The 25,969-nt window shown below is 60.7% G+C and carries 27 protein-coding genes; 13 read left to right on the forward strand and 14 right to left on the reverse strand.

The annotated features are described in order from the left end of the window. Genes WDN02_RS14370 through WDN02_RS14380 form a run of 3 tightly spaced genes read right to left on the reverse strand, consistent with a single transcriptional unit; the run spans position 1 to position 1,932 of the window. On the reverse strand, positions 1-744 hold the full coding sequence (locus WDN02_RS14370) for a 3-oxoacyl-ACP reductase family protein (protein ID WP_337294145.1): 744 nt from the start codon (positions 742-744) through the stop codon (positions 1-3). A gap of 28 nt (positions 745-772) precedes the next feature. Further along, entirely contained in the window at positions 773-1,519 is a 747-nt protein-coding gene (locus WDN02_RS14375; RefSeq protein WP_337294146.1) for an SDR family oxidoreductase, read from the reverse strand. A 23-nt stretch (positions 1,520-1,542) separates the two neighbouring features. Next, the gene (locus WDN02_RS14380) at positions 1,543-1,932 is read right to left on the reverse strand and encodes a DUF427 domain-containing protein (RefSeq protein ID WP_337294147.1); all 390 of its coding nucleotides are present in this window, start codon (positions 1,930-1,932) and stop codon (positions 1,543-1,545) included. A gap of 120 nt (positions 1,933-2,052) precedes the next feature. On the opposite strand from WDN02_RS14380, the gene WDN02_RS14385 reads away from it, so the two are divergent. Next, positions 2,053-2,967, forward strand: a complete 915-nt coding sequence (locus WDN02_RS14385) for a LysR family transcriptional regulator (protein WP_337294148.1) — start codon at positions 2,053-2,055, stop codon at positions 2,965-2,967. A gap of 67 nt (positions 2,968-3,034) precedes the next feature. Then, on the forward strand, positions 3,035-3,391 hold the full coding sequence (locus tag WDN02_RS14390; protein ID WP_337294149.1) for an ArsC family reductase: 357 nt from the start codon (positions 3,035-3,037) through the stop codon (positions 3,389-3,391). Positions 3,392-3,425: 34 nt separating this feature from the next. Here the strand turns inward: WDN02_RS14390 and WDN02_RS14395 are convergent, their stop codons facing one another. Next, positions 3,426-4,337 carry a LysR substrate-binding domain-containing protein gene (locus WDN02_RS14395; RefSeq protein WP_337294150.1) on the reverse strand — a complete coding sequence of 304 codons (912 nt, stop codon included), beginning with the start codon at positions 4,335-4,337 and terminating at the stop codon, positions 3,426-3,428. A 91-nt stretch (positions 4,338-4,428) separates the two neighbouring features. Here WDN02_RS14395 and WDN02_RS14400 point away from each other — a divergent pair, with 91 nt between their 5' ends. The 3 genes from WDN02_RS14400 (at position 4,429) to cynS (ending at position 6,352) form a co-directional block, all read left to right on the forward strand. Further along, the gene (locus WDN02_RS14400; protein ID WP_337294151.1) at positions 4,429-5,178 is read left to right on the forward strand and encodes a glucose 1-dehydrogenase; all 750 of its coding nucleotides are present in this window, start codon (positions 4,429-4,431) and stop codon (positions 5,176-5,178) included. A 98-nt stretch (positions 5,179-5,276) separates the two neighbouring features. Then, on the forward strand, positions 5,277-5,873 hold the full coding sequence (locus WDN02_RS14405) for a TetR/AcrR family transcriptional regulator (RefSeq protein ID WP_337294152.1): 597 nt from the start codon (positions 5,277-5,279) through the stop codon (positions 5,871-5,873). After that, positions 5,870-6,352: a cyanase gene (gene cynS / locus WDN02_RS14410; RefSeq protein ID WP_337294153.1), complete on the forward strand. Its 483-nt coding sequence runs from the start codon at positions 5,870-5,872 to the stop codon at positions 6,350-6,352. The genes WDN02_RS14405 and cynS overlap by 4 nt, the downstream gene beginning before the upstream one ends. 6 nt (positions 6,353-6,358) lie before the next feature. Here cynS and WDN02_RS14415 read toward each other — a convergent pair whose 3' ends face one another. Next, a complete protein-coding gene (locus tag WDN02_RS14415) occupies positions 6,359-7,078 on the reverse strand; it encodes an SDR family oxidoreductase (protein WP_337294154.1) in 720 nt (239 codons plus the stop codon). A 93-nt stretch (positions 7,079-7,171) separates the two neighbouring features. Between WDN02_RS14415 and WDN02_RS14420 the strand changes: the two genes are divergently transcribed. Both WDN02_RS14420 and WDN02_RS14425 read left to right on the forward strand, forming a co-directional pair. Beyond that, complete coding sequence (locus tag WDN02_RS14420; protein ID WP_337294155.1) at positions 7,172-8,107, forward strand: LysR family transcriptional regulator; 936 nt, start codon at positions 7,172-7,174, stop codon at positions 8,105-8,107. Positions 8,108-8,109: 2 nt separating this feature from the next. Then, positions 8,110-9,498: an MFS transporter gene (locus WDN02_RS14425; RefSeq protein ID WP_337294156.1), complete on the forward strand. Its 1,389-nt coding sequence runs from the start codon at positions 8,110-8,112 to the stop codon at positions 9,496-9,498. 3 nt (positions 9,499-9,501) lie between these two features. On the opposite strand, the gene ada is transcribed toward WDN02_RS14425, so the two are convergent. Together ada and WDN02_RS14435 are read right to left on the reverse strand one after the other, a co-directional pair. Then, entirely contained in the window at positions 9,502-10,536 is a 1,035-nt protein-coding gene (ada, locus tag WDN02_RS14430; protein WP_337294157.1) for a bifunctional DNA-binding transcriptional regulator/O6-methylguanine-DNA methyltransferase Ada, read from the reverse strand. A 74-nt stretch (positions 10,537-10,610) separates the two neighbouring features. After that, positions 10,611-11,417, reverse strand: coding sequence for a DUF72 domain-containing protein (locus WDN02_RS14435; RefSeq protein ID WP_337294158.1), 807 nt, complete (start codon positions 11,415-11,417; stop codon positions 10,611-10,613). 176 nt (positions 11,418-11,593) lie between these two features. Here WDN02_RS14435 and WDN02_RS14440 point away from each other — a divergent pair, with 176 nt between their 5' ends. Together WDN02_RS14440 and der are read left to right on the forward strand one after the other, a co-directional pair. Beyond that, complete coding sequence (locus WDN02_RS14440; protein ID WP_337294159.1) at positions 11,594-12,253, forward strand: tetratricopeptide repeat protein; 660 nt, start codon at positions 11,594-11,596, stop codon at positions 12,251-12,253. Positions 12,254-12,255: 2 nt separating this feature from the next. After that, on the forward strand, positions 12,256-13,656 hold the full coding sequence (gene der / locus WDN02_RS14445) for a ribosome biogenesis GTPase Der (RefSeq protein ID WP_337294160.1): 1,401 nt from the start codon (positions 12,256-12,258) through the stop codon (positions 13,654-13,656). 12 nt (positions 13,657-13,668) lie between these two features. Here the strand turns inward: der and WDN02_RS14450 are convergent, their stop codons facing one another. The 4 genes from WDN02_RS14450 to WDN02_RS14465 form a co-directional block, all read right to left on the reverse strand. Next, positions 13,669-14,493, reverse strand: a complete 825-nt coding sequence (locus WDN02_RS14450) for a heme ABC transporter ATP-binding protein (RefSeq protein ID WP_337294161.1) — start codon at positions 14,491-14,493, stop codon at positions 13,669-13,671. Continuing rightward, on the reverse strand, positions 14,490-15,527 hold the full coding sequence (locus WDN02_RS14455) for an iron ABC transporter permease (RefSeq protein WP_337294951.1): 1,038 nt from the start codon (positions 15,525-15,527) through the stop codon (positions 14,490-14,492). Before WDN02_RS14455 ends, WDN02_RS14450 begins: the two co-directional genes overlap by 4 nt. 44 nt (positions 15,528-15,571) lie before the next feature. After that, a complete protein-coding gene (locus tag WDN02_RS14460; protein WP_337294162.1) occupies positions 15,572-16,390 on the reverse strand; it encodes an ABC transporter substrate-binding protein in 819 nt (272 codons plus the stop codon). Between the two features lie 72 nt (positions 16,391-16,462). Beyond that, positions 16,463-16,630 carry a hemin uptake protein HemP gene (locus WDN02_RS14465; protein WP_337294163.1) on the reverse strand — a complete coding sequence of 56 codons (168 nt, stop codon included), beginning with the start codon at positions 16,628-16,630 and terminating at the stop codon, positions 16,463-16,465. Positions 16,631-16,878: 248 nt separating this feature from the next. On the opposite strand from WDN02_RS14465, the gene WDN02_RS14470 reads away from it, so the two are divergent. The 4 genes from WDN02_RS14470 to WDN02_RS14485 all read left to right on the forward strand — a co-directional run bounded on the left by WDN02_RS14470 (position 16,879) and on the right by WDN02_RS14485 (position 21,273). Then, on the forward strand, positions 16,879-19,104 hold the full coding sequence (locus tag WDN02_RS14470) for a TonB-dependent hemoglobin/transferrin/lactoferrin family receptor (RefSeq protein WP_337294164.1): 2,226 nt from the start codon (positions 16,879-16,881) through the stop codon (positions 19,102-19,104). Between the two features lie 48 nt (positions 19,105-19,152). After that, positions 19,153-19,494 (forward strand): antibiotic biosynthesis monooxygenase, encoded by a 342-nt coding sequence (locus WDN02_RS14475; RefSeq protein ID WP_337294165.1) that lies wholly within the window; start codon positions 19,153-19,155, stop codon positions 19,492-19,494. A gap of 89 nt (positions 19,495-19,583) precedes the next feature. Beyond that, positions 19,584-20,090 (forward strand): copper chaperone PCu(A)C, encoded by a 507-nt coding sequence (locus WDN02_RS14480; RefSeq protein ID WP_337294166.1) that lies wholly within the window; start codon positions 19,584-19,586, stop codon positions 20,088-20,090. Between the two features lie 88 nt (positions 20,091-20,178). Further along, positions 20,179-21,273, forward strand: a complete 1,095-nt coding sequence (locus tag WDN02_RS14485) for an IS5 family transposase (RefSeq protein WP_337292413.1) — start codon at positions 20,179-20,181, stop codon at positions 21,271-21,273. Positions 21,274-21,427: 154 nt separating this feature from the next. On the opposite strand, the gene WDN02_RS14490 is transcribed toward WDN02_RS14485, so the two are convergent. From WDN02_RS14490 to mdtN, 3 genes are read right to left on the reverse strand one after another with little or no spacing between them, the layout of a single operon-like run. Beyond that, positions 21,428-22,969 (reverse strand): TolC family protein, encoded by a 1,542-nt coding sequence (locus WDN02_RS14490; RefSeq protein ID WP_337294167.1) that lies wholly within the window; start codon positions 22,967-22,969, stop codon positions 21,428-21,430. Next, positions 22,956-24,938: an FUSC family protein gene (locus tag WDN02_RS14495; RefSeq protein ID WP_337294168.1), complete on the reverse strand. Its 1,983-nt coding sequence runs from the start codon at positions 24,936-24,938 to the stop codon at positions 22,956-22,958. Before WDN02_RS14495 ends, WDN02_RS14490 begins: the two co-directional genes overlap by 14 nt. Then, on the reverse strand, positions 24,916-25,968 hold the full coding sequence (gene mdtN, locus WDN02_RS14500) for a multidrug transporter subunit MdtN (RefSeq protein ID WP_337294169.1): 1,053 nt from the start codon (positions 25,966-25,968) through the stop codon (positions 24,916-24,918). Before mdtN ends, WDN02_RS14495 begins: the two co-directional genes overlap by 23 nt. Between the last annotated feature and the right edge of the window lies 1 nt (position 25,969).

A 25,969-nucleotide genomic window follows, 5' to 3' on the forward strand; every position in this document is an offset into this window, starting at 1 on the left:
CTAAGCGTTGGTGCCGCCATCGACGGTCAGATTGGCTCCGGTGATGTAGGATGCCTCCGGGCTCGCGACGAAGGCCACGAGCGCTGCGACTTCATCCACCGTACCGTAACGATTGAGCGCCGTGTTGGCTTTCTGCGGCGTCGCCCAATCTCCCGAGGCGGGATTCAAATCGGTATCGATCGGGCCCGGCTGGACGTTATTGACCGTGATCGCGCGGTCGCCCACTTCTCTGGCGAGGCTCTGCGTGAACATTTTCACCGCGCCTTTGGTGGCGGCATAGGCAGCCAGGCCCGGCGTTACATTGCGTTCGCCGACGCAGGAGCCGATATTGATGATACGGCCATTGCTGTTGAGATGCTTCAGCGCCGCATGCGTTGCGATGAACACGCCGCGGATGTTGAGATCGATGACGCGATCGAGATCTTCGATCGTGGCGTCCTCGAACTTGCTTGGAATGGCCGTGCCGGCGTTATTCACCAGTACGTCAAGACCACCGAAGGTCGCGACGGTCTTTTCGATCGCGGCATTGACCGCGCGCACATCGGTCGCATCGGCCTGAACGGCGATGGCCTTTCCGCCCCCGCGCTCGATTTCAGCGACGACCGCGGCCGCAGCATCAGCGCCTTTCGTATAAGTGATCGCCACCTTCGCGCCATCTGCCGCGAGACGTTTGGCGATTGCAGCGCCAATGCCGCGCGAGCTACCGGTGACGAACGCGACTTTACCTTCAAGTTTCCTGGACATTATCATTCTCCGTTTTGAGATTTATTGCTCACAGTTTCGAGCCGCCATCGACCCGGACAATATCGCCGGTAATCCAGCGCGCCTCGTCCGAGGCAAGAAAAGCGATGACGTCTGCGATATCGTCCGGGCCCGCAATGCGCTTCAATGCTTGCAGGCTCATTGCCGTATTGCGGCCGGCCTCCGTCTTGGTGAAGCTCGACATATCCGTATCGACAACGCCGGGCGCGACGGCATTGACGCGAATGCCGCGCTCGCCGAGCGAAGCGGCGAAATATTTGACGAGCGTATCGACCGCGCCCTTGGTCGCCGCATAGGCGTAGAGCGGGCCGACGACAGCATGTGCCACGACCGACGAGACGAAGATCACGCTGCCACCCTGGCCGAGGATCGGCAGCAATTGCTGCACGAGGAAGAACGGCGCGCGGACATTGACGGCGAAGAGATTGTCGAAATCCTCGATCGTGGTGTCTTCGATTTTCGCAGCTTTGGAAATGCCGGCGTTTGCGACGAGAATGTCGAGCCGTTCGCCGACGATCGCACGCACGTCCTTGGCGAGCTTGTGCGGCGCGTCGGGTTTGGCGAGATCGGCAGAAAGTGCTTCGGCACGGCCTCCGGCCTTGCGGATTTCCGCAACGACGGACTCGGCTTCGCCTGCCGCGCGGCCATAATGCACGAGAACCTGCGCGCCTTGCCTCGCGAGGGCAAGGGCGCTGGCGCGGCCGATTCCGCGCGAGGCGCCCGTGACGAGCGCGGTCTTACCGGACAGATTGCTCATGGTCTGATGTCCTTTCCGTGCGGTTAGACGCTGGCGCGTTCTTCGATTGCGTCGACGCGGTCGGGATAGAAGGCAAGGTAGTCCGCGATCGCCGTCATTGCCGGATGCGGATGCTCATAGCTCCAGATGGCATTGACGGACTCGCGTCCATCAACCGAGATGGTGAAATAGCTGGCATCACCCTTGTAAGGGCAATAGGTCGTGTGCTCGGTCGGCTTCAGCAGCGCCATGTTCGCGTCCTTGCGCGGGACATAAATCACCGGCGGATAGTTCGCTTCTTTCAGAGTGAGGGCATCCTGCGTCTCAGCGATGACATGGCCGGCAAAACTCACGATCACGCGGTTTGGATTATGCGCGGTCGTAATTGGATGGTCGGGGCCGGGGATTTTGATCGATTTGGCTGCTGCGGTCATTTTATCACCTAGAGGTATGAACCCTGGAGCGATTGCTCCGGCATGGCGTTCATCTATGCTCTGCTAGCGCTGACGAGAAAGACTTTGTAAGTTGCCGGTCATGCTTTGGAGGCATGACAGGTGGAATTGCGTCATTTGAGATTTTTCGTCGCCGTGGCGGAAGAGGGGAGCCTGACGACGGCAGCGGAAAAGCGGCTGCACACGGCGCAACCCTCGCTCAGCCGGCAGATGCGCGACCTCGAATACGAGGTTGGCACGCAACTTTTCCTACGCAGCGCGAAGGGCGTCGATCTGACGCCGGCCGGCCGGGCTTTTCTCGATCATGCGCGGCTGGCACTGGCGCAGGTCGAGGCCGCGACCATTGCCGCGCGCCGTGCGGCCGAGCCTGCCAAGGCGAGTTTCTCGCTCGGTTTCCTCACTGGCCAGGAAATGGATTGGCTGTCCGAAGCCATGCACATTCTGCGCGACGAATTGCCAAACATCGACGTCACCGTGTCGAGTCAATATTCACCGCTGCTCGCGGACGCCTTGATGCGCGGCAAGCTTGATCTTGCATTCATGCGGCCCGAACCAAACCTTCCGGACCTCGCCTATAAGGTCGTAACGACTGAGCCTCTCGTCGTCGTCATGCCGAGCGATCACAGGCTGGCAACGCGCAAAGTTATCGCGGTCCAGGACATCGCGCAGGAGACGTTTCTTGGCATGTCGAAGACAGCGCCGGTTTTGCAGGCAATCATGGCCGATTATTTTGAGCGCGTTGGTCTCGACATTCATGCGAGTCACGAGATCGACAATCTCGGCATGGCAATGTCGCTCGTCGCCTCGACGCGCGGTGTGACACTGCTGCCGGCCTATGCGCAGAATTTCCTGCCCTGGTCCGTCATCGCCCGGCCGCTGGCCGGTGAACCGCCAACGATTGATCTCGTCATGGGTTATCACAAGGCGAATACGTCGCCGATCCTCAAGCTGTTCCTGTCGCGCAGCAACGATCTGATCGAACGCGTGAGGAAGAAGCTGCGCCTAACGGCGAAGTAAAGCCGTTTGGACTTCGCGGCGGCAGACGCTATGAAACGCCGCCCGACCAACGGCTGGATTCTCCAAGATGACGATCACGATCTATGGCATCAAGAACTGCGATACGATGAAGAAGGCGCGTGCGTGGCTTGAAGGGCACGGCGTCGAATATGCCTTCCACGATTACAAGGCCGCAGGTATCGATCGCGGACATCTCGAAAAGTGGGTGAAGAAAACCGGCTGGGAAACATTGCTCAACCGTGCCGGTACGACCTTCCGCAAACTCCCCGACGCCGGCAAGGCGGACCTTAATGAGCAAAATGCGATTGCGCTGATGCTCGAATATCCGTCGGCGATCAAACGCCCCGTACTCGAAATCGGCGGCGGCAAGATCCTTGTCGGCTTCAAACCCGAGGCCTATGAAAACGCGGGATTGGGCGGCTGATCGACGTGGCCGCGCGGCCGATGACCATTAAATGTCACATGCAGACCGCGTGGCCTGCCGCACCTTTGTCGAGTTCCCGCATCAGATAATCGACGAAGGCGCGCGCCGCGGGCTTAGTCGCGCGGCCGGCCGGGAAGACAGCGTGGACGTCCGCTGTCTCCATCTCCCAATCCGTCAACACACGGACGAGAGCGCCACTTCGGAGTTCGGCGAGGCAGCCCCACCAGCCTGTCGAAACGATTCCGAGACCAGAGACCGCCGCGGCAATCGCGCCTTCATTCGCGGAAATCCTGAGCCGGCCTTCGACGCGGGCCGTTACAACGTGATTACCGCGCCGCAAAGTCCAGGCGCCGGGGTCCAATCCCGCCGGCCCCAGAATGATCGCATGGTCAGCGAGATCCTCTGGCGTCTTGGGTGCGCCGGCTCGTTCGAGATAAGCGGGGGAAGCCGCCAGCAGCCGTGGAACCGAACCGATACGCCGCGCCGTCGCGCTCGTGTCGGGAAGTGGGCCGAAGCGCAGAGCGATATCGACGCCATCGCCGAGTAAATCTTGGCGCTGGTCGTTCATCAGAAGATCGATCCGCAGCTCGGCGTGACAGGCCATAAACGGTGGCAAAAGCGGAATAACGGCCCGCACCGCGAAGCTTGACGAAAGGCCGATGCGCAAGAGGCCGCGGATTTCGCCGGTTCCGCGTGCCACATGATCCGCCTCTTCCAGTTCGGCCAGGATCGGCTCGATCCGTGCCAGATATTCGGCGCCGGCCTCCGTTAGCGTGACCGCGCGTGTCGTGCGCGTAAAAAGTGACACGCCAACTTCACGTTCCAATTCGGCGACGATGCGCGAGGCGGAGGGTTGCGAGAGCTGGAACTCGCGCCCCGCCTGAGAAAAACTGCTCGTGCGCGCAACGCGGGTGAAGAGACGCAGGGCGGAAAGTCGATCACTCATTCGGATTATGAATATATATTAGTTGGCGAGACACGCTACCCCCTGACAGGCGAATAGCCACCTTGGGCCCGACTATCAACAGGAGGGTCAAATGGGTGAACTCACAGGTAAGGTCGCGATCGTCACGGGAGCGTCCAAAGGCATCGGCGCAGGGATCGCGAAGCATCTCGCTGCGGCCGGCGCTTCTGTCGCGGTGAATTATGCATCGAGCCGGGAAGGCGCGGACAAGGTTGTCGCGGAAATTACCGCCAAGGGTGGCAAGGCCATCGCCGTCCACGGCGACGTGGCGAAGAAAGCCGACGTCAAAAAGATTTTCGAGACGACGCTCGCGAGCTTTGGCCGCCTCGACATTCTCGTCAACAATGCGGGCGTATTCAAATTCGATCCGGTGGAAGCCGTCACCGAAGACGAGTTTCACCGTGAATTCGACATCAATGTGCTGGGCATGATCCTCGCCATTCAAGAGGCGGTGAAGCATTTTCCTGCCGAGGGCGCGAGCGTCATCAACATCACGTCGGTCGCCGGCAGGAGCGCCATTCCCGGCTCCGTCGTCTATTCGGCGACCAAGGCGGCGATTGACTCGCTCACCCGCGTGCTCGCCGCCGAGCTTGGCCCCAAGAAAATTCGCGTCAACGCGATTGCGCCCGGCGTGACAATCACGGAAGGCTACGAGGCGATGGGCGACATCGCAAAGAACTTTGAAGCTTACGCCCTTGCGCAGACGCCGCTTGGCCGTGTTGGCCAGCCGGACGACATCGCCAAGGTCGCAGTGTTCCTGGCATCTGACCAATCAGCCTGGATCACCGGTGACGTCATTACGGCCTCCGGTGGTTTGCGCTAACATATAAAACAAAGGCCCGCGGAACGCGGGCCTTCTTGCATTAGGTCTTCAACCGGTACACAAATGTCCGGTCGGTAAAGACTGATGCGGCCCGGCTGATGACTCGCACTATTTTTGAAAAAGCCGATGTCGTGCCGCTGCTTGCCGAAGCGTTTCGCGAGCTTGGCTATGAGGGCGCGACGCTCAGCCGGATCACCGAGCGCACGGGCCTCGGCAAAGGTAGCCTCTATCATTTCTTCCCGGGCGGCAAAGAGGAAATGGCCGCCGCTGTCCTCGCTGACGTCGACGGCTGGTTCGTGCGCAATGTCTATGAGCCGCTTGAACACGGCGAGCCGCGCGCGGCCATCGCGAAAATGTGGGGCGAGGTCGCCGCTTACTTTCGCTCCGGTCAACGAATTTGTCTCGTCGGCGCTTTCGCGCTTGACGCGACGCGCGATCGTTTCGCGTCCGCAATCCGTGTCTATTTCGCCCGTTGGATCGATGCGCTGGCAAGCGCGCTGCGGCGCATTGGCCTAGCGCCGGCCACGGCGCGCGCTCAGGCTGAAGCTGCCGTTCTCGGCATTCAAGGCGCACTGGTCCTGGCGCGCGCGCTTGACGATGATGCCGTTTTCAATCGCGCTGTCAGTCGGCTCGCGCAAAATCTTGCTTTGCCCAAGCAAGGCAAAACCATTCACCCCAAGAAAGGCACATCATGAAACGCAGCGATCTCACCGAAAAAATTCTCGACATCAAGCGCGACAAAGGCTGGAGCTGGAAGTTCATCACCGGTGAGATCGGCGGCATGTCCGATGTGCTGATCGTCGGCGCGCTTCTTGGCCAAATGAAACTGACGAAACCGCAATGCGAGAAAGCCGCCGCACTTTTCGGCCTCACCGAAAGTGAAAAGCGCCTACTGAACGAAGTGCCGTTGCGCGGCACCTCGATGCCGCCCACCGACCCGTTGATTTACCGCTTCTACGAACTTGTCATGATCAACGGGCCGGCATGGAAGGCGCTGATCGAAGAAGAATTCGGTGATGGCATCATGTCGGCGATCGACTTCGATCTGCAGATGGAACGGCTGCCAGATCCCAAAGGTGATCGCGTCAAGCTGACGATGTCCGGCAAATTTCTGCCGTTCAAATATTATGGGGCGACCGGCAACAATCAGGCGCTTGGCTACAAAGAGGAGTAAGCGCGCTCAAACGAGCGCGCCACCGCCATCGACACGTAGCACAATGCCAGTGCCGAATGTCTGCCGCATCAGATAAACATAGGATTGCGCGACTTCTTCTGTCTCGCCTGCATGGCGGACGAGCAATTGCTCTGCCATCTGGCGATAGAGGGCCTCGCGCGCTTCCTTCGTCATATCGTCCCATAGTGGGCTGACGACGACGCCAGGCGCGACGACGTTGACTCGTATCGGCGCGAGTTCCACGACCAGCGCCCGGGTCAGGCCCTCCATCGCGCCGCAAACGCTGGCGCCGAGTGCCCAGCCGGGATGCGGGCGAAGCCCGGCGAGGCCGGAGGGGAGTACGATCGATCCGGCGGGACGGATGTGCGGGCTGGCATATTTCACCGCCGCCAACGCGCCCCAGTAACGTAATTCAAAAAATTTACGCGCCTTCGTCAAATCGGTTTCGGCAATGCGATTGAGCTGAAGCTTGTCGGCGGCCGTATAGGCGAGATGGTCGAATGAGCCGACGCGATCGAACAGCGCCTTGATCGCGGCTTCGCTACCGAGATCGGCCGCGTGGCCTTCGGCGTCGGCTGGCAGGCTTTTGAGTGCCTCATTCACACGGGCTTGATTGCTCGAGGCGATGACGACTTTGGCGCCTTCATCGGCCGCTGCCTGCGCAATTGCGAGGCCGATGCCCGAGCTGCCGCCGAGGACGACGATCCGCTTTCCTTCGAGGATCATGATGTTTCTCCTTGGTTGGTGGCGCGAAATTGCACGCCAAGGAGACTTGCTGCTAACGCATCTTTGTCGCTTTAATAGTGAGCGGAGATCATCATGGCGTTTGATGGAAGGCTGTTGTCCGGGGTCGGGACTTTTGCCGCGGTGGTCGAAAGCGGCAATTTCGTCCGCGCCGGGGATGCGCTGGGCCTAACGGCTTCTGGCGTAAGCCGAGCAATTGCGCGCCTCGAAACGCAGGTTGGCGTGCGGTTGTTCGACCGGACGCCGCGCGCCGTTACCCTGACCGGCGAGGGTCGGCGTTTTTACGCGCAGGTCACGCCCTTGCTCGCTGGCCTGGAGGAGGCCGCAGCCGAAGCGACCGGCACGAAAGCGGCGGCGCGAGGGCGGCTAAAGATCAATGTCGATCCATCATTTGCGCGGTTGGTTCTGGCGCCGCGCCTGCCCGAATTTCTCGCCAAATATCCAGCCCTCTCGCTTGAAATCATCGTTCGGGATCGACTTGGCGATCTTGTCGACGAAGGTTTTGATGTCGCCGTACGCTTCGGCGAGCCGGAAACGGGCCGACTTATTGCCCGCAAACTTCTGGATACGCGGATCATCGCTTGCGCCGCGCCCGCCTATCTTGCGCATCACCGCACGCCACGCCATCCACGCGATCTCGAAAATCACGAATGTCTGATGTTCCGCGATCCGGCCACGGGAAAACCCTTCGCTTGGGAATTTCATAACGGCCGCGAGATTATCGAGGTGAAGGCGCGCGGCCGGCTGATCTTCAACGATCTGCCGGCCAAGCTTCTTGCCTGCGTTGCCGGACTTGGTATTGCGCAGGCCGTCGAATTCGGTCTCGAAAATTTTATCGCCCGCGGCGAATTGGTTCAGATCCTGCCGGACTGGGCCGAGGAGCGTTATCCGCTTTACGCCTATTATTTGTCGCGGCATCTACCGCCAGCGAAAGTTCGTGCGTTTCTCGATTTCGTGGTAACGGCGCTCGCGGGCTTACCCGCGTCTCCAACCATGACCCCGCCGGAGTAAACTTGGCCTCATTCGACGGTTTGCCAGCCCCGCAACGCTATTGGTCTGCGGCGACGATCTGGCTCGCGCTGGCGCTTGCGGCGGTCGATGGCTCGATCGCCAACGTCGCATTGCCATCAATTGCGCGTGATCTTTCGGCACCCGCGGCTGAATCAGTTTGGGTGGTCAATGCCTATCAACTGACGATCGTCATCTCGCTTTTGCCTCTCGCGACGCTTGGGCAGATGGTCGGCTATCGCAACATTTTCCAGGTTGGTGTTGCACTTTTCACCGCCGCTTCGCTCGGTTGCAGCTTTGCGCACTCGCTGCCGGAGCTCGCAGCTGCGCGGGTGATCCAAGGCCTCGGCGCCGCCTGCATCATGAGCGTGAACGGCGCGCTGGTGCGCTACACCTATCCGCTGCGCCTGCTCGGCCGTGGCGTCGGGTATAATGCGCTTGTCATCTCTGCCGCGGCCGCACTCGGCCCGACAATCGCATCGGCGATACTCGCCGTCGCGTCATGGAACTGGCTCTTTGCGGTGAATGTGCCGATCGGCATTCTCGCTTTTTTGATCGGGCGTAAGTCGTTGCCTGAAAGTCCGAGATCGGGCTCGCTCGATATTCTCGGTGCCATTTTGAACGTGCTGATGTTCGGCTTGGGCTTCATCGGGATCAATGCATGGACGCAAGGCGCCTCTGATCGATTTGGTATTATCTGCGTGGTTGCGGCGACGATTGCCGCGGTCGCACTCGTCTTGCGCTCGCGCACCGAAACCTCGCCCATCATTCCGCTCGATCTTCTCAAGAACCGCGAGTTCAGCCTGTCGATTACGACGTCGGTCGCATCGTTCAGCGCGCAGATGCTGGCCTTCGTGTCGCTACCGTTTTACTTCGAGGGAATTCTGCACCGCGATCAGGTCGCGACCGGCCTCCTGATGACACCTTGGCCAGTCGCTGTCGGCCTCAGCGCTCCGTTCGCGGGGCGCCTGGCCGATAAGTTCCCGTCGGCGATCCTCAGCGGCGTGGGCCTGACTGTTCTGGCAATCGGACTTGCATCACTCGCTTTTCTTTCCCCTCAGGCTTCGGCACTTCAGATCATTTGGCGCATGGCGCTGTGCGGGCTGGGGTTCGGTTTTTTTCAGGCACCCAATAATCGAACGTTGCTGTCCTCGTCACCGATGGACCGGAGCGGGGCCGCAGGCGGCATGCTGGCGACCGCGCGGCTCACCGGCCAAACCGCAGGTGCGACGATTGCCGCCATTTGCCTTCGCTCGACGATTCAAAGCGGCGCTGCCGGATTGGCGATCGCTGCCGTGCTTGCGGCGCTTGCCGCTCTGGCGAGCCTGTCGCGCGTATTCAGTCGGCAGGGCTTACGCCCCGCGCGGCCGGGTGTCATGCACGCCGACGAATAAGACCTATTTTTTGCGCTCCTTATCGAGCAGGGCGCGTTTGCGCGCCGGACCCCAACGATAGCCGGATAGCGCTCCATCGCTGCGAACGACACGATGGCAGGGGATCGCGATAGCGATCTTGTTGGCCGCGCATGCCTGCGCCACAGCGCGCGTTGCTCTTGGCGAACCGATACGCCGCGCGACCTCGGTATAGCTCGCGGTCTCGCCGGCCGGGATGGCGCGCAACGCTGCCCAGACCTTCTGCTGAAACAACGTGCCGCGAATGTCGAGCGGCAGGTCGAATTTCTTCGATGGCTCGTCGGCAAGCACGATGACATGGGTCAACAGCGCCGAAAAGGATTCGTCGTCCTTGATCGACTTTGCTTTCGCGAAGCGCAGCTTAATCTCGTTCTCGAGTTCTGCAGCATCGTCACCAAGCATCAAGGCGCAAATGCCCTTGTCACTGCGCGCGACGAGGATCGTACCAAGCGAACACTTGCCCATGCCATAGACGATTTCGGCATCGTTGCCCTGTTGGCGGAATTTATTTGGCGTCATGCCGATCATCGTGTCGGCGTTTTCATAAAAACGAGAGCTGGTGTTGTAGCCGGCTGCATAGATGGCTTCTGTCACACTCGTCGCCTCGCTGAGTTCTTGCCGCACTTTCGCGGCGCGATGCGCCTTCGCATAAGCCTTCGGCGTCACGCCGGTCATGGTTTTGAAGACACGGTGGAAATGGAACGCACTTAATCCGGCTCTCGCGGCCAATACTTCGAGTGTTGGCGGCTCATCGGTTTCAAGCGCACGACAAGCTGTAGCGACGGCTGCGCGTTGCCGCTGGTTGGGGGCTTCTTTTGGCCGGCAGCGCAGACAGGCGCGGAAACCTTCGCGTTCAGCCGCCTCGCCGGTCAGGAAGAAGATTACATTGCGTCGCTGCGCATGGCGCGCGGGGCAAGACGGGCGGCAGTAAATGCCGGTTGTCTTCACGGCGAAGACGAAGTCTCCGTCGAAGGCGCGGTCACGCGCGGAGACGGCGGCCCACCGCTGCTCGTCCCGCATCAAAGTTTTGTCTGTCGTTTCCATGCTGCCAGAAATAATGCGCCGTGGTGGCGTGCGCACTCTGATTCTTGCGGTCAAATCTTTTTCTCAGCCCGCTCGATGAGTGCTATCGCGGCGTGCGGATTATGCTCCTTGAAGCCACTGATGACATAGAGAAAGACGTCGCGCGGTGTCTTTGCAGCCTTCGGGGAAATGGTCTCAAGATCGTTCGGCGTGTCGCCTTCGGCCCAGATTTGCGCGCGTTCGGCCCATTGATCGAGCGTTTTGGCCGGATAGCCTATCTTCGGCTTTTCTTTCGTCCCCATGATCCGCGCATAGACGAAATCCGCCGTGACATCGGCGATTTGTGGAAATTCAGAATCTCCGGCGATGACGACGGCAACGCCATGTTCGCGCGCCAGCGCCAGGAATTCCGGCGAGCGAAAACTGTCATGCCGGACTTCGATGGCGTTGCGGATCGTCCGGCCGCCGATTTCTTTCGGCAGTAGCGCGAGGAATTTTGCGAAATCTTCGGCGTCGAATTTTTTCGTCGCCATAAATTGCCAGTTGATTGGTCCGAGCTTGTCTTTCAGCTCCAGCACGCCGCTTCCGAAGAACCGCTCAATGGATTCGCCGGATTCGGCCAGCACGCGCCGATTGGTGGCGAAACGCGGGCCTTTGACTGAAAAGACGAAATCCTCCGGCGTCTCTTCCCGCCATTTGATGAAGCTTTCGGGCTTCTGTGAGCCGTAATAGGTGCCGTTGATCTCGATCGACGTCAGCGCCCGGCTCATATATTCGAGCTCACGCTTCTGGGGCAGGCTCTCCGGATAGAAGCTTCCGCGCCACGGCTCGTAGGTCCATCCGCCGACGCCAATGAAGATGCGGGGTTTTCGTGGCATACCGTCTCCTCGCGCCGCCGCGATGCCGTAATCCGCTTATTTGGCGTAAGATAGTGCGTTTGCCGTGTGAACGCAGGGGAATCTCATGGCGGTTCGCCGCCCTCAGGGCCCTAAGGGTCGCGTTTCGCGAAAAGCCGTGCTAGCTCACGGAGCGCAAAAGCCGAGAAGAGACATAAATGGCCGATTTTTTCCGCGAGGTAGATGAAGACGTCCGCCGCGACCAGTTGTTGGATATCTGGAAACGGTATCAGAACTGGATCATCGGCGCGGCAGTCCTGGTCGTTCTCGGCACCGGCGGCTGGCGCTTCTATGACTACGAGCGGCTTAAGTCGGCCGAGGCGGCGGGGGGGCGTTACGCCGCGGCGGAGCAATTGCTGAGCGCCGGCAAGAATTCCGAGGCCGCCGCCGCATTCGCCGCGGTCGCGGCAGACGCACCCGCAGGTTATGCGACCTTGGCGCAGTTCGCCCGCGCCGACGCGCTCGCAGCGCAAGATCCCAAGGCAGGGGCGGCAGCCTATGACGAGGTCGCCGCCAACGGCGCGGTCGATCCCGCCTATCAGGAGGTCGCGCGGCTGCGCGGCGCCTATCTGCGCGTCGACAGCGATGAGCCGAAGGCGTTCGAGCAGCATTACGCGGCCTATGCAGGGCCGGATTCGCCCTATCGCAATGCCTATCGCGAACTTCTGGCGCTGGCTGATACACGCCGCGGAGATTTTGCCAGCGCCGCGCATTGGTTCGAACTCGCCGCGGCTGACCCATCTTCGCCGCCAGCCTTGCGGGCGCGCGCCGACGCGTTCCTGACGATCGTTCAGGCTGGCCCCGTGCCGACGAAATAGCCATGTTCAAAATCGCCATCGTTGGGCGTCCAAATGTCGGCAAGTCGACGCTGTTCAACCGGCTTGTGGGAAAAAAACTCGCGCTGGTCGACGATCTGCCGGGCGTGACGCGCGATCGCCGCGAGGGTGTCGCGCACCTCGGCGATCTAACCTTTACGATCATCGATACCGCCGGGCTGGAGACCGGCGCGCCGGCGACGCTTGCGGGACGGATGCGAGCGCAGACGGCGGCTGCCATCGCGGACGCGGACGCCATTCTGTTCATGGTCGATGCGCGCGCCGGAATTGTGCCGGACGATCGCGAATTCGCCGCGCTCCTACGCCGCGCCGACAAACCGCTCATTCTGGTCGCCAACAAGGCCGAAGGCCGGGCCGGCGGTGCGGGCGCACAGGAGGCCTACGACCTCGGCTTCGGCGATCCCATCGCGCTTTCGGCCGAGCATGGCGAAGGCCTCAGCGATCTTTACGACGCGCTGCGCGAGGTTTTGCCGGAAGATGTGGAACCAAGCGAAGAAGAGCTGGACGCCGCCGCGGCGAACGAACCGCTCAGTGACGAGGAAGACGGCTCGGAGCTTGATCCCACAAAGCCGTTGCGTGTCGCCATTATCGGTCGTCCGAACGCGGGCAAGTCGACGCTGCTCAATCGCATCCTCGGCGAAGACAGACTGCTGACAGGCCCGGAAGCGGGGATTACGCGCGATGCCATTGGCGTCGATCTCGAATGGCGCGACCGCAAGCTCAAGATGTTCGACACCGCGGGCCTGCGCAAACGTGCGCGCGTCGATGAGAAGCTTGAGAAACTCGCCAATGCCGATGGCCTGCGGGCGGCGAAATTCGCCGAAGTGGTCATTCTGCTCATTGATGCAACGGCACCATTTGAGAAGCAGGACCTGACTCTCGCCGATCTCATTGCGCGCGAGGGCAGGGCGCTCGTCATCGGCGTCAACAAATGGGATCTGGTGCAGGATCGCAGCGCCAAGCTGAAGGAACTCCGCGAGGAAGCCGGGCGTCTCTTGCCGCAGATCAAGGGCATGCCGGTCGTCCCGGTGTCCGGCGCGACGGGCGAGGGGATCGACGGGCTGATGAGCGCGATCTTCGCGGTTCATGAGACCTGGAACATACGTATCGCGACCGGACGCCTGAACCGCTGGTTGGCTGCTGCACTCGCCGCCAATCCGCCACCGGCGGTTTCTGGACGCCGCATCAAAATCCGCTACATGACGCAATTGCGGGCGCGGCCACCCTATTTCGTGATCTTCGGGAATCAGCTTGATCATTTGCCGGAGAGCTACAGGCGCTTTCTGATGAATGGCATCCGCGAAACCTTCAATCTGAAGGGCGTGCCAATCCGGCTTTCCGTGCGAACCGGCGAAAATCCTTACGATAAAAAGAAGCACAGCTAGCCGCGCTCTTTGTCATGATGCCCGCCGTTTCTTTTGCGCATGTCGGTGCGGCAGAATAAATGCGCTCCCCTCGGGTGCGGCTTCGCCTATTTGGCTGTCTATGCCGAAGACCGTGGCGACCAACTCGCTCCTCAGCACCTCGGCGGGCGTTCCCTGTGCGACGAGGTGGCCGCGGCTCATGATGATGATACGATCGGCATAGGCCGCCGCCAGATTGAGATCGTGGACCGTCACAAAGGCCGAGACGCCCTTTGCGACAAGAGCGCGGACCTCGTCCATCAGCATCCATTGATGGCTCATGTCGAGATGCGCGGTGGGCTCATCCAGGAACAGAACGGGCGTGACGTTCGGGGCGTCTGTGGCCCATAATTGCGTAAGTGCGCGCGCAAATTGCACACGCTGCTGCTCACCGCCCGAAAGCGTCTGATAAATTCGCTCGGCGAGATGGATGACTTCAGCCTTTTCGAGCGCCGCGATAATCAAATCTTGCCGTCGGCTGCGGGAAAATCTGCGGCCGAGCCCATCGATGCCAAGCGCGGCAACTTCCCAAACCGAAAACGGAAAGGCCAGGCGCGTTGTTTGCGCCATCACGACGCGGCGTGCCGCAAGTTGCCAGGGTTGCAGAAACCGCGCGTCTATATCTGCGTAGCAAACGAGCCCACGCGCAGGCGCAAGGTCACCGGCAAGGATTCGCAGCAGAGTCGATTTACCGGCGCCATTCGGCCCGATCACCGCAGTCATTTGGCCGCGCTCCAAAGCCAGCGAAACCCCCGCGATGAGCTCCTTGCCGCGGATAGAGTAAGACACGTTCTCCGCTCTGACGGCGACGCTTATCATCCATCGAATCCCTGGCGACGGCGCAGCAATATCCATAGGAAGAACGGCGCGCCGATTCCCGCCGTGAGGATTCCGATGGGTAATTCGGCCGGCGCGACGATCGTGCGTGCGCAGGTGTCGGCGGCGAGCAGCAGCAGGGCGCCGAGCAGCACGCAGGCTGGCAGTAGCAGACGATGCTCCGGGCCCTGTATGAGCCGCAAGAGTTGCGGCACGACAATTCCGACAAATCCGATAATGCCGGCAGCGGCAACGCTGGCGCCCGTCGCCAGCGCGACGAGGACGATCACCGCGATCTTCAAACGTTGCACCGGGATGCCGAGATAGAACGCTTCGGCTTCTCCGATCGCGAGGGCGTTCAACCCGCGCGCCAGAAATGGCAGAGCTGCGAGCAGCAGCACAAAGGGGAAGGCCAGGGCCACAACCTTGTCCCATGTCGCCCCGCCAAGGCTGCCAAGCGACCAGAATGTGAGGTCACGCAACTGACGATCATCCGCCACGAACGTCAGCAGCCCGGTCACGGCGCCCGCCAAAGCGCCAAGCGCGATGCCGGCGAGCAGCAGCGTGGCGATGGACGTTTCCCGGTCGCGCGTCGCGATGAGATAGAGAATGAGCGTCGTGGCAAGCGCGCCGGAAAACGCGCCCGCGGGCAGCGTTACGAATGGAAGACCGGCGGCGAGATATTTATCGCCGAGTACGATGATACCCGCTGCGGCCAGGGCCGCGCCAGCCGAGACGCCGACGATGGCAGGATCCGCGAGAGGATTGCGAAACAGGCTTTGCATCAGGGCGCCCGAGACCGCGAGATTGGCGCCGATCATGATTGCCAGCAAGACACGCGGGAGCCGGATGTCGAGTACGACAAGCGCCTCGCGCGAGGACGATTGGTCCATACCACGCAAGGCGCCGATGATGATCCCGATGACGCGATGCGGCGCAATCGGCAGCGGCCCGTGTCCGATCGCAAAGATGGCTAGTACGCACAGGAGCGTTGCGAGGGTAGGGAGTAAAAGAAGTGCCCGTTCGCGGCGGCTCATGCGCCGCTGCCGGCGCGGCGTGTCCACCACCGCCCGGGGCAGCGTCATTTGAGACCTGGATAAAAAGCGGCAAAGAGATCTTTGGCGGCCTGCGGGGTACGCGGGCCAAAGCCGAGAAGATACAGGCCATCCATCGCGACAAGGCGCTGATGCGCTGCTGCCGGTACAGTCTTGAACGCGGGCAGGCCGAAAATCTCGTTCTTGCCCGGCTGCTTGCCATTGGCCATCATGACGATGACATCGGGCGCGGCCGCGACGATGGATTCGTCATTCATCTGCTTATAGCCGGCAAAGCCGGCGCCGACATTGACGCCGCCCGCAAGCCTGATCATCGCATCGGCGGCCGTTCCACTGCCGGCGACGAGCGGCCGGCCACCCTGCATCGCGATGATAAAGAGAACACGCGTCTTGCCGTCGGCTTTGCGGCGCAAGGCTGCCACATCGGCAAATCCTTGGCTGACGCCTTTGGCCAATTCGGCGGCTTTCGATTCGGCGTGGGTAAGGCAGCCTATAGTTTCGATCTTCGCCACGATGCCGGCGGCGGTGAAATCGTCTTGTAATTTCTCGACGGGGACCTTGGACTGTCGCAGCAGTTTGATGGCGTCCGCCGGACCCGCCCCATCGGACGCAATGATCAATGTTGGATTGAGCGACAACACACCTTCGGGCGAGAACGCGCGGAAATAGCCGACGTTCGGCTTGGATTTCAGCGCCTGCGGCGGATAGAGACTTGTCGTATCGACACCGACGATTTTCCCGTCTTGTCGGAGCGCGTAGAGGATCTCGGTGACAGCGCCGCCGATGGCAACGATTCGCTGCGCAGGCGGATGGACATTCGGTGCCGCCGCGGCGGGCATAAACATTGTTGCTATCGCGATAAACGCGAAAAGTTGCCGTTTGAGAGTCGATGTTTTCAACATGGATGCTGCGCGTGCTTATTTGGTGAGGATGAGTTTGTCGTTCGCAGTGATGCGCAGCCGGTAGCGTTCGCTGCCGTGGAGGAGAGTCACCTCTTTCGCATCGCCGAGCAGTTCTTGAACGTCGATTTCGGGCGGCCGCTTCGGCTCTTCGCTCGAAGGCGTTCTGTCCTTTTCATCAGCCATCCCATAAACCCCAAATGTCACACTTCCGTAGGATCAGACGTCGAAAATTTAGAATGGAACTAATTTATACTTAGAATTTAGAATCATAATAATATAATAAAAACAATACGTTGCTTGACCCCTCATCATCCATTTACTACAGACAGTCAAGTCGCCGTCGGGGTTAACGGCGTCCAATCAGCAAGCCAGCCAGAGCGCAAACGCGCAGAGCCAGCCAGCCAGCAAAATGCAACAAGGCGGGGCTCTTCATGTCTTCTATGATTACGCGCGCGCTGCTCGCCAGCGTGTCTTTCTTGGCGATCTCTCCTGCGTATGCGCAGAGCGCATCGCCGACGCAAACTTCACCGGCCGCGCCGCAAGCCACCAATTCGCCGGTCAATCAGGACGGCAGCATTCCGCTCGACACGATCTCCGTCACCGCGACCATGACGCAACAGCCGGTGATCGATGCGATGGGCGGCGTCAGCAGTGTCACCGAAGATAAGATCAAGACGTTCCATGCGCAGAATTTCAATGAGGTTCTGCAGGACGTTCCCGGCGTTACGATGCAAATGTCACCGAGCGATCCCGGACAGTCGATCAATATTCGCGGCTTACAGGATTTCGGCCGGGTCAACGTGCTCGTCGATGGCGCGCGTCAGGATTATCAAATCTCGGGCCACAACGCGAACGGCACATTTTATCTCGATCCGATGTTCGTCAGCGACATCGATATCGTACGCGGGCCGATCTCGAATATTTACGGCTCAGGCGCGATTGGCGGCGTCGTCTCGTTCACGACGCGCGGTGTCGATGACGTTCTGCTTCCCAATGAGTCGTACGGCGCCATAGATACGGTCGGCTATGGCTCGAACGGCGCAGGTGTCGTCAACAGCGTCGCGGGCGCGGCGCGGATGGGGCCGGGCGGAACGGCTGGCGATATCTACGGTCAGTTTCTTTATCGTGACACGACCTCGTATCACGACGGATCGGGCAATCTGATTTCGGGAACAGGGAGCGAGCTTGCGGGTGGCCTGCTCAAAATCAATGTTCGGCCGGCCGATGGCCAACAGGTTACGGGTACGGCCCTGATTCAGAAATTCAACTTTGACAATAACAGTACGGCGGACTCCGGCCCGCTGTGGAATAACGACGTCAATACGAGCCAGTTTACTTTAGGCTATACGGCGGTGCGTCCCGATATTCCCTGGCTCGATTTCTCGATCAAGGCCTACGCCTCGCAGACCGAAAATCAGCAGACGCTGCGCGATGATTCGGGAAGCGACGCGGGCAGCGAGACCTACGCGCTGATCGGCGCTCTGCCGGGCGACAGCCTCTACGACATGATCCACACCTATGGCTTCGACGTTCATGACACCGCACGATTCAACACCGCCATGTTCAATCATGCCGTGACCTTTGGTGGCGACGGGGTCTGGGATTTCGTCAACACACAGGATGACGCGGGCGGCTACATTTCCGCGACGACACCGAGCGGCCAGCGCTCGCTGAACGGCGCTTTTGTTCAGGACGAAGTCCGCTATTCGACGTGGCTGGACATTTTGGGCGCGCTGCGCTTCGACCATTACAGCTTGAACGGCGGTGGCACGAGCTCAGGCGGCACACATCTGTCGCCGAAGATTACGGTCGGTATTACGCCGATCGCGGGTGTTCAATTCTACGCGACTTATGCGGATGGTTATCGCGCGCCGTCGGTCACGGAAACTTTGATCGATGGGGCACATCCATTTCCTGCCTTCGACATTCTGCCCAATCCGAATCTACGCCCCGAGGTCGCGAACGATGTCGAGGGTGGCGTCAATCTGAAGTTCAACAACATCCTTCGTCCGGACGACCAGATTCGCGTCAAGGCGGATGCCTATCTCAATACGATCCACGATTACGTCGACTTCGAGCCGGTCGGTGCGCCGTATCTCACATCCGGCATTCCGGGAGGCATTCCCGGTATTCCCGCAGGGGAGTTGTGCCAGTTCATTCCCGGTGCCTGCTTCCCGATCACCAACTTTCAATATCTTAATATCGGCGAGGCGCAGATTTCCGGCGTTGAGCTCGAGGGCACTTATGATTGGGGCGGCGGCTATATCACGGTCGCGGGAACGCATATCAACGGCAAGAGCGTCTCGGACCCGTCGACACCGCTTTATTCCATTCCACCGGACCGCATCAGCGGCACGCTCGGCTTGAGGTTCCTCGATCGCAAGTTGGTCGTCGGTAGCCGTTTGACGCTCGTCGAGGCGAGCCAGCAGTTCCCGTATTCTTCGGGCGACGAATCGAGCAGCAGCACGACTTTTCCGCCGACCGCAGGTTATGCGCTTGTCGATCTCTTCGCGTCTTACAAGTATAATGACGATGTCAGCGCGAGCCTGACGGTCAAGAACCTTCTGAACAAGGAATACACGCAGTATTTGGACAACGAGGCCAATCCGGGGCTACAAGTCCTTGGCTCGGTGACGGTCCGGTTCGCATCGAAGTGATATAGAATGGGGCGGCGATTAGCCCGCAGCAGTTTGGAGGATAAACGCATGTCGAACTATATCGCTATGAACCGTTTCAAGGTCATCAAAGATCAAGCTCACGCCTTCGAGCAGGTGTGGCTCACGCGTGTATCGCGTCTCGATGAAGTTCCAGGCTTTATCGAATTTCATCTGCTGCGCGGACCGGAGCACGAGGATTATATCCTCTATGCTTCGCACACGATCTGGGCGAATAAAGAGACTTTCACCGCCTGGACGAACTCGGAACAGTTTCGCGCCGCGCATGCGCGCGCCGGCGACGAAAAGCCGAAGACGCTCGGCCACCCGGAGTTCGAGGGCTTTGAGGTTATCCAGACGGTGGATAATCCTAAGCGGCACGCGGCGGAATAGGGCAGTCTCGCACGTGTGAATGGTGCCGCGCCACATGTGCTTGACCGGGGTTGAATCGCCGCTAGATTGCGGACGCGATGAGAGCAAGATTGCAACGCCGGTTTGAATGGACAGCGCCGATTTTTTTGATCGCGCTGATGGTGCAATTCTTTGCGCTCATCGACGCTGGCGTCGCCGTGGCCGGCCCAATCAAAATCGAAAATGCTTTTACGCGGCCGACGCTGGGCGGTGCCAGCGTCGCCGTCGGTTATATGATGATTACGAACACGGGGAAGGTCGACGACCGGCTCGAGAGCGTGACCTCGGACATTTCCGCGACATCCGAAATCCATGAGACGAAGATGGAAAACGGCATGATGGAGATGCGCGAATTGCCGAAAGGACTTGCCGTCCCTGCGGGCGCAACCGTCGCCTTCAAGCCCAGCGCCTATCATGTCATGTTCATTGGCATCAGACATGCCGTCAAACCGAGCGACACAATTCACGCAATTCTGACTTTCGACAAGGCGGGCAAGATCGCGGTCGATTTTCCAGCAGCGGACAATCCGGGTGCTGTGGCGCCAAGCAGCGGCATGAGCGGCATGAAAATGCAATAGCGGCTTCCCGCCGCGCCTAGCAGGCTGCTGAAAAACCCTCTTCCTTTGCGGGGCTGATCGTGATTCCATTTCGTTGGGAGACAGCAGCATGCGCGGCAGTGACGAAGGTTCGGGACAGCTTTTCAGTTATGTTGATCTGGAGGCGCGGGTGCGCCGTGATCATCCGTTGCGAGTGATCCGCGCGATCGCCAACGAGGCGCTCGGAGCCCTGGCGGCGGATTTCGCGGCGCTCTATTCGAAGGTCGGCCGTCCGTCGATCCCGCCGGAACGGCTGCTGCGGGCGATGCTGTTGCAGGCTTTCTATTCAGTTCGCTCGGAACGCCAGTTGATGGAGCGATTGGATACCGACTTACTGTTTCGTTGGTTTGTCGGGCTCACCATCGACGATCCGGTGTGGGATGCGACGGTGTTTTCCAAGAACCGCGATCGTCTGCTCGATGGGGCGATCGCCGCGAAGTTCCTCGCCGCCGTGCTGGCCCAGCCGCGCGTCAAAAGGCTGATCTCGTCGGATCATTTCTCCGTCGATGGCACGCTGATCGAGGCTTGGGCCTCGATGAAAAGCTTCAAGCCGAAGGACGATTCAGGGGATCAGCCGCCGTCAGGTCCTGGCCGCAACGCCGAGGCGGATTTCAAGGGTGAGAAGCGCTCGAACGAGACACATGCCTCGACCACTGACCCCGAGGCCCGACTTTATCGCAAGGGGCCGGGCATGGAAGCAAAACTCGCTTTCCTCGGCCACGCCTTGATGGAGAACCGTTGCGGCCTCATCGTCGATGCCTGTCTCACGCCCGCCAACGGCCATGGCGAACGCATCGCGGCGCTGGCCATGATCGAGCCGCGCGCCGATCGGCCAAAAGCCATCACGCTCGGCGCCGACAAGGGTTATGACGCGGCCGATTTCGTCAATGAACTGCGAACCATGAATGTGCGTCCGCACATCGCGCAAAATATCAGCGGCCGGCGTTCAACCATCGACCGGCGAACAACGCGCCATCAGGCCTATTCGGCGAGCCAGCGCATTCGTAAACGGATCGAGGAGGCCTTTGGTTGGATGAAGACCATCGCCGGGCAGCGCAAGACGAAGTTTCGCGGCGTCGATCGCGTGGGCTGGGCCTTCGCCTTCGCCGCCGCAGCCTACAACCTCGTCAGACTACCGAAATTGATTGAGGAGATGACACCATGATGCCACCTAAGGCGTCGCTCATCACAGCCACATCCGCCGACCGTCATCATCGACAAAGCCATTCTCGGAAAGTCAGCAGCAACTCTCTCCGCGCCTGAAGCACCGCAATTTTTCAGCAGCCTGCTAGAGCATCCGCATCGCACAACCTTCGATTTTATTGCGCTGGTGCTGCGCCCAACGCACCGGCGGACAGGGCCAAAGTCGCGGCAGCGGAAAGCGCCGTGCTGTAAGCGTCGCTGCGGGCATCTTGCGCTTGCAAAAGTTGTGTCTCGGCGAGCGTCGCGTCAGTGATCGAGCCGACGCCATTGCGATAAGCGGCAAGGGCAGCATCAAAGGTCGTCTGCGCCGCGCGCGCGAGCTGGATCGAGGCGCTATAGGCCGCCAGACTTGTATGCAGCGCATTGTCGGCGAGGACGATCTGGCGGACCGCCTCGTCGCGCGTGCGCAGCAGGGCGAGGTTTGCGTTGTCGGCATTCGCTTGCGCCTGTTTCAATTGGGCAAGGCGCATGCCGCCGTCATAGAGCGGGACGGTTACGCCGGCGAGGACGGTCGCGCCCAATTGATTGTTCGTGAGGTTGACGGTCGGCAATTGCTGCCCGACCGACGGCACGGCGGTGACATCAAGATTGCCATTGTTGTAAGCGCCATTACCAGCAACGAAGAATTTCGGCAGGAACTCAGCCTCGGACGCGCGAATATTGGCTTCGCTGGCCTTTTCGGCGGCGAAGGCGCTGAGAACGTCCGGACGCCGCGCCAGAGAGTCGCGAATGATCTGCTCGACGGACCCATACATCGGCGCCGACAGATGCCGACCGCCAACGCTCGCGACGTTGATTTCTGTCAACGGCGAGATTCCCATCGCCGAGATTAGCCGGAGATAATTATCCTTTGCCGCACCGCTCGACTGCACGAGAATCAACTGCGCCTGTGCGGTCGCCTGACGCGCCTGTGCGGTCTCGACGACCGTGCCGACGCCATGCTTGAATCTGTCTTCGGCCGCCGCCTGAACCTTTTGCGCATTCCGCAAGGACTCTCTGGCCGTCTCCAATCGCTCGCGCGCCGCCGCGTCCTGATAAAACGCGACGCTGACATCATAGATGACCTGCTGATGCGCGGCGGTGAAAGCGATGTTCGAAATGACCGAAGCCTGTTTCGCCGCGGCGATAATCGCATCGCGCTCGCCGAAATCGAACAGAAGCCATTCCAGCGATACGACCGAAATTGTCCCGTGCGCATTTTCGTCGGCCTGGCCGAGGTTGAAGCCGAGCGCAGTATTCTGCCCGTTGCTGGTCTGATAGCCTGTGATGACGCTTGCGCTGAGGCGCGGCAGATAGGTGCTCTCGGCAATACCTTCCGCCAGAGCAACGCTGCGCGCGGCGTTCCAGGCGGTCCGCGTCACGGGATTGTTTGTTTCCGCAATGTCGATCAGCTCGGCAAGCGAATAGCTTTTGTCATGACGCAAAAGCAGCGGTGGCGGCGGGTCGGAAAGTTCGGCATTGGACGGCAGAACATAGGTCGAAGCCGCCGGAGTCTGCGGGGGTGTCTTGGCACCAGGAACGATTTCGCCATTCGTGCTCGTCGTCGGCGTCCAGGGCTTGTCCGGACGATCGGGCGCCATGTCGAGCGACGACGTCGCGCAGCCGCCAAGGCCGGCGCACGACAACGAAAGCGCGATGGCGAACTCAGGCCGGCGCATTGGCTGCGACCTCCTGCACGGATCCGAGCGGCTTCAACGCGCGCTCCAAATTTGCGAGCCGCATCGTGACGATATCCTGCAAGCGCGGCGGGATCGGGCCGGCTGGCGACGTCTGGGCCGCTTGATCGTTTGGCGCCTCTTGCGGAGCTAGATCGTCTGCGAGCGCATCGAACTGGCGGGCGAGCCGCGAGGCGCCATCGCCAGAATAAAGCAGGACGGGCGCTTCGAGTGCCGCGATTTCGCCTGCGGCGCGACGGCGCGTTTCGAGCCAATCCGCATCCGGGCGGATCGCCGCCGGCTCATAGGGTACAAGGGCGAGGTTGCGCTCCAGACCGCCAAGATCGGCCTGTACCTGCGCTGCGAGCGCGCGCCGTGCAGTCAGATTTCCGGCCAAGGCGAGCGCGCTCAAATGACGGAGCAGGGACGCGATCGCATGGTCGATCCGCGAGCTAACGCTGACAGGCCAGACATTGGTGAAGAGAAGATAGACGACGAAATTGCCGAGCAGTATGCCGATGACGCGGTCGCGCGCCACGACCATGTCGAAGCCGGGTTTCGTGCCCTGGATGACGCAGAGGAAAAAGGCGAAGGCGAATTGGAAGCCGATATAAGAAATGCGCGGGCTCCCCCCCGAAATCCACGCCCCGGCCAGAGCGCCGACGAAGACGAGGATCATCAAGGCGCCGATCGTCGTCAGATGCGGGATGACAAAGACGAGCGTGAGGATGCCAACGGCGGCACCGACCATGCATCCGACGATACGCAACGTGAGTTTCTCGATCGTCTCGGCCGCCGTTCCCAGCGAAACGATGTAGCAGGTGATGAGCGCGGTGTGGATGCCCGACCAGTCGAGCTGCGAATAGACCAGATAGCAGAACATCGCCGCGCCGGTCGTCTTCAGCGCATAGCGAACGTGATCGACATTCGTGAAAGCATCGGGGAGAAAAAATCTGCCCTTGGCTTTCTTGGCGAGCGTCGGTGCCGGACCGGCCGGCACCTCGCAGAAGCCCGTGACCGCCGCCTTGAGTCGCTCGAAGATCGTGCGGTCGAGGGATGACAGCGAAGCTTCCTCCTCGGATGCATCAAGAGAAATGTCCTCAGGATAGCCGCCGGCACGCAGGATCGCAGCCATGTCCTCCAATGTTTCAGCGACGCTTTCGCGAAGCGCAGGTGGAAATGTCGGCGCGTCGCGAACGATCATATCCACGAGGAGCAGAATTTCCGTGGTCGACGCGGCCGCCTGCGTCAGCGCGTTGATGTCTTCAGCGGAGGAGGTGTGCTCGAGGCCCGCGAGTTTCAGCCAGGTCCCAATCTCCATCATGCCCTCGTTCAGAGCTTCGGCGAAAGCCGCGTGGGTCCGCGCGGACGGCGCTTCGAGCAATTCGGCAGCACGCTCAAGTCGTTCCGCCAAAGCCCGCTCGGCGAGACGCCGCGGCGCCGGCGCGATAAGCAGATTGATGACAATCGAAACCGACGCCGGAATGCCGACGAAGAGCCAGGCATAGAAAAGCGCGCGGGTCGCGACCTCGGAAACCGGCACGCCCCCGAGCAGATCGAGCGCATAGGCGACGATCAGCGCGATGATCCCCGCCAGCGGCTTCAGCTTGCTCGACGAGGCGAGAAATAGAAGGACGAACGAAATGAGGGTCATGGCGGTGACGCGCAGCGCGGGCTCGTCGATTACGATATTTGCCGCCAGAAAGACCAAACCGATGACGAGCGTGATAATGATCAGAAACGCGATGGCGAGGACCGTGCTCTCAACGCGGTCGGGCTTGTTCAGAAAGAAGACGACATAGGCCGTGAGCGCGGGTTCCGGCGTCTGGTAGATCTCCGCGACAAGCGTTGTCAGAGCGCAAATTAGCGCAACCCGGAGCGCAAATTCGAGCCGTCCCGGAAACGGCGCCAGAAGCTGCGCAATATCGGGCAATAGGCGCCGCGGCGCCTCAACGGTGGCAGGCAGCGCCATGCTTCACCTCGACGGCAGCGCTCGCGCCAACACGCATAAGCGGCTCGGGCGGGTCTTCCAGCCGGATGCGCACCGGGAAACGCTGCGCCACGCGCACCCAATTCAGCGATGGCTCGACATAAGGCACCGAGCGCGGCAGATTCAGCTTGTCCTCGTCAGCGACGCCCCAGCCGATGCCATCAACAATGCCCTTAATCGGTTTGCTGCGATCAATCAGCGAATAGACCGTCACGCAATCGCCGATCTTGATCGCGTTTAATACGGTCTCCTGGAAATTGGCGTCGGTGAACCATTCGTCGGTGCCGATGAGTGTAAAGATAGATTGCGACGGCGCCACAATTTCTCCGGACAGCACTGTGAGGCCGGCGACGCGGCCGTCCGTTGGCGCGCGTACCGTCGTGTCGTCGAGAGAGCGCCGCGCGATCGCCAGCGCCGCCTTGCGGGCGCGCACAGCGGCTTCCTCGCCGGCAATCGTATCGATCGCATTCAAAGCGGCGACTTCTTGCACACGCGCCTGCTGCAGCGAGGTTGCCGCGTCGCGCGAAGTGCTTTCCGCCTGATCGAGCTGCTGCACGGGGATATAGCCCTTCGCCGCAAGCGGCTTCAACCGCGCGACTGTGCGAGTGGCAAGTTCATCATTCGTCACCGCGCGCTTGGTCTGCTCGCTGGCGATCGTCGCGGCAGATTTCTGCGTCGAGACAAGTCGCCGCTTGGAATCGAGCGTGGCTTCGGCGAGCGCCAGATCGGCCTCAGCCTGCGCGACGCTGAGTTGATACGGCACCGGGTCGATCTGGAACAGCAGATCGCCCTTGGCAACACGGGCGTTCTCAGTCACCGCGATGGTGACGATCCGGCCGCCGACCAGCGCGGCGATATGCACGACGTCGGCATCGATCCGCGCATCGTCGGTCGACGGATAGCGCCAGACTTGCCGGATCGTGTGGACGCCGAATGCAATGGCGGCGGCAATGATTAGAAGCGAAACGAGCGTTCCGAGGAGCGGTTTGCGGCGGGGTTTGACAGCCTTCATC

Origin of the sequence: Methylovirgula sp. (genome assembly GCF_037200945.1) — a bacterium.
Classification (GTDB): Bacteria; Pseudomonadota; Alphaproteobacteria; order Rhizobiales; family Beijerinckiaceae; genus Methylovirgula.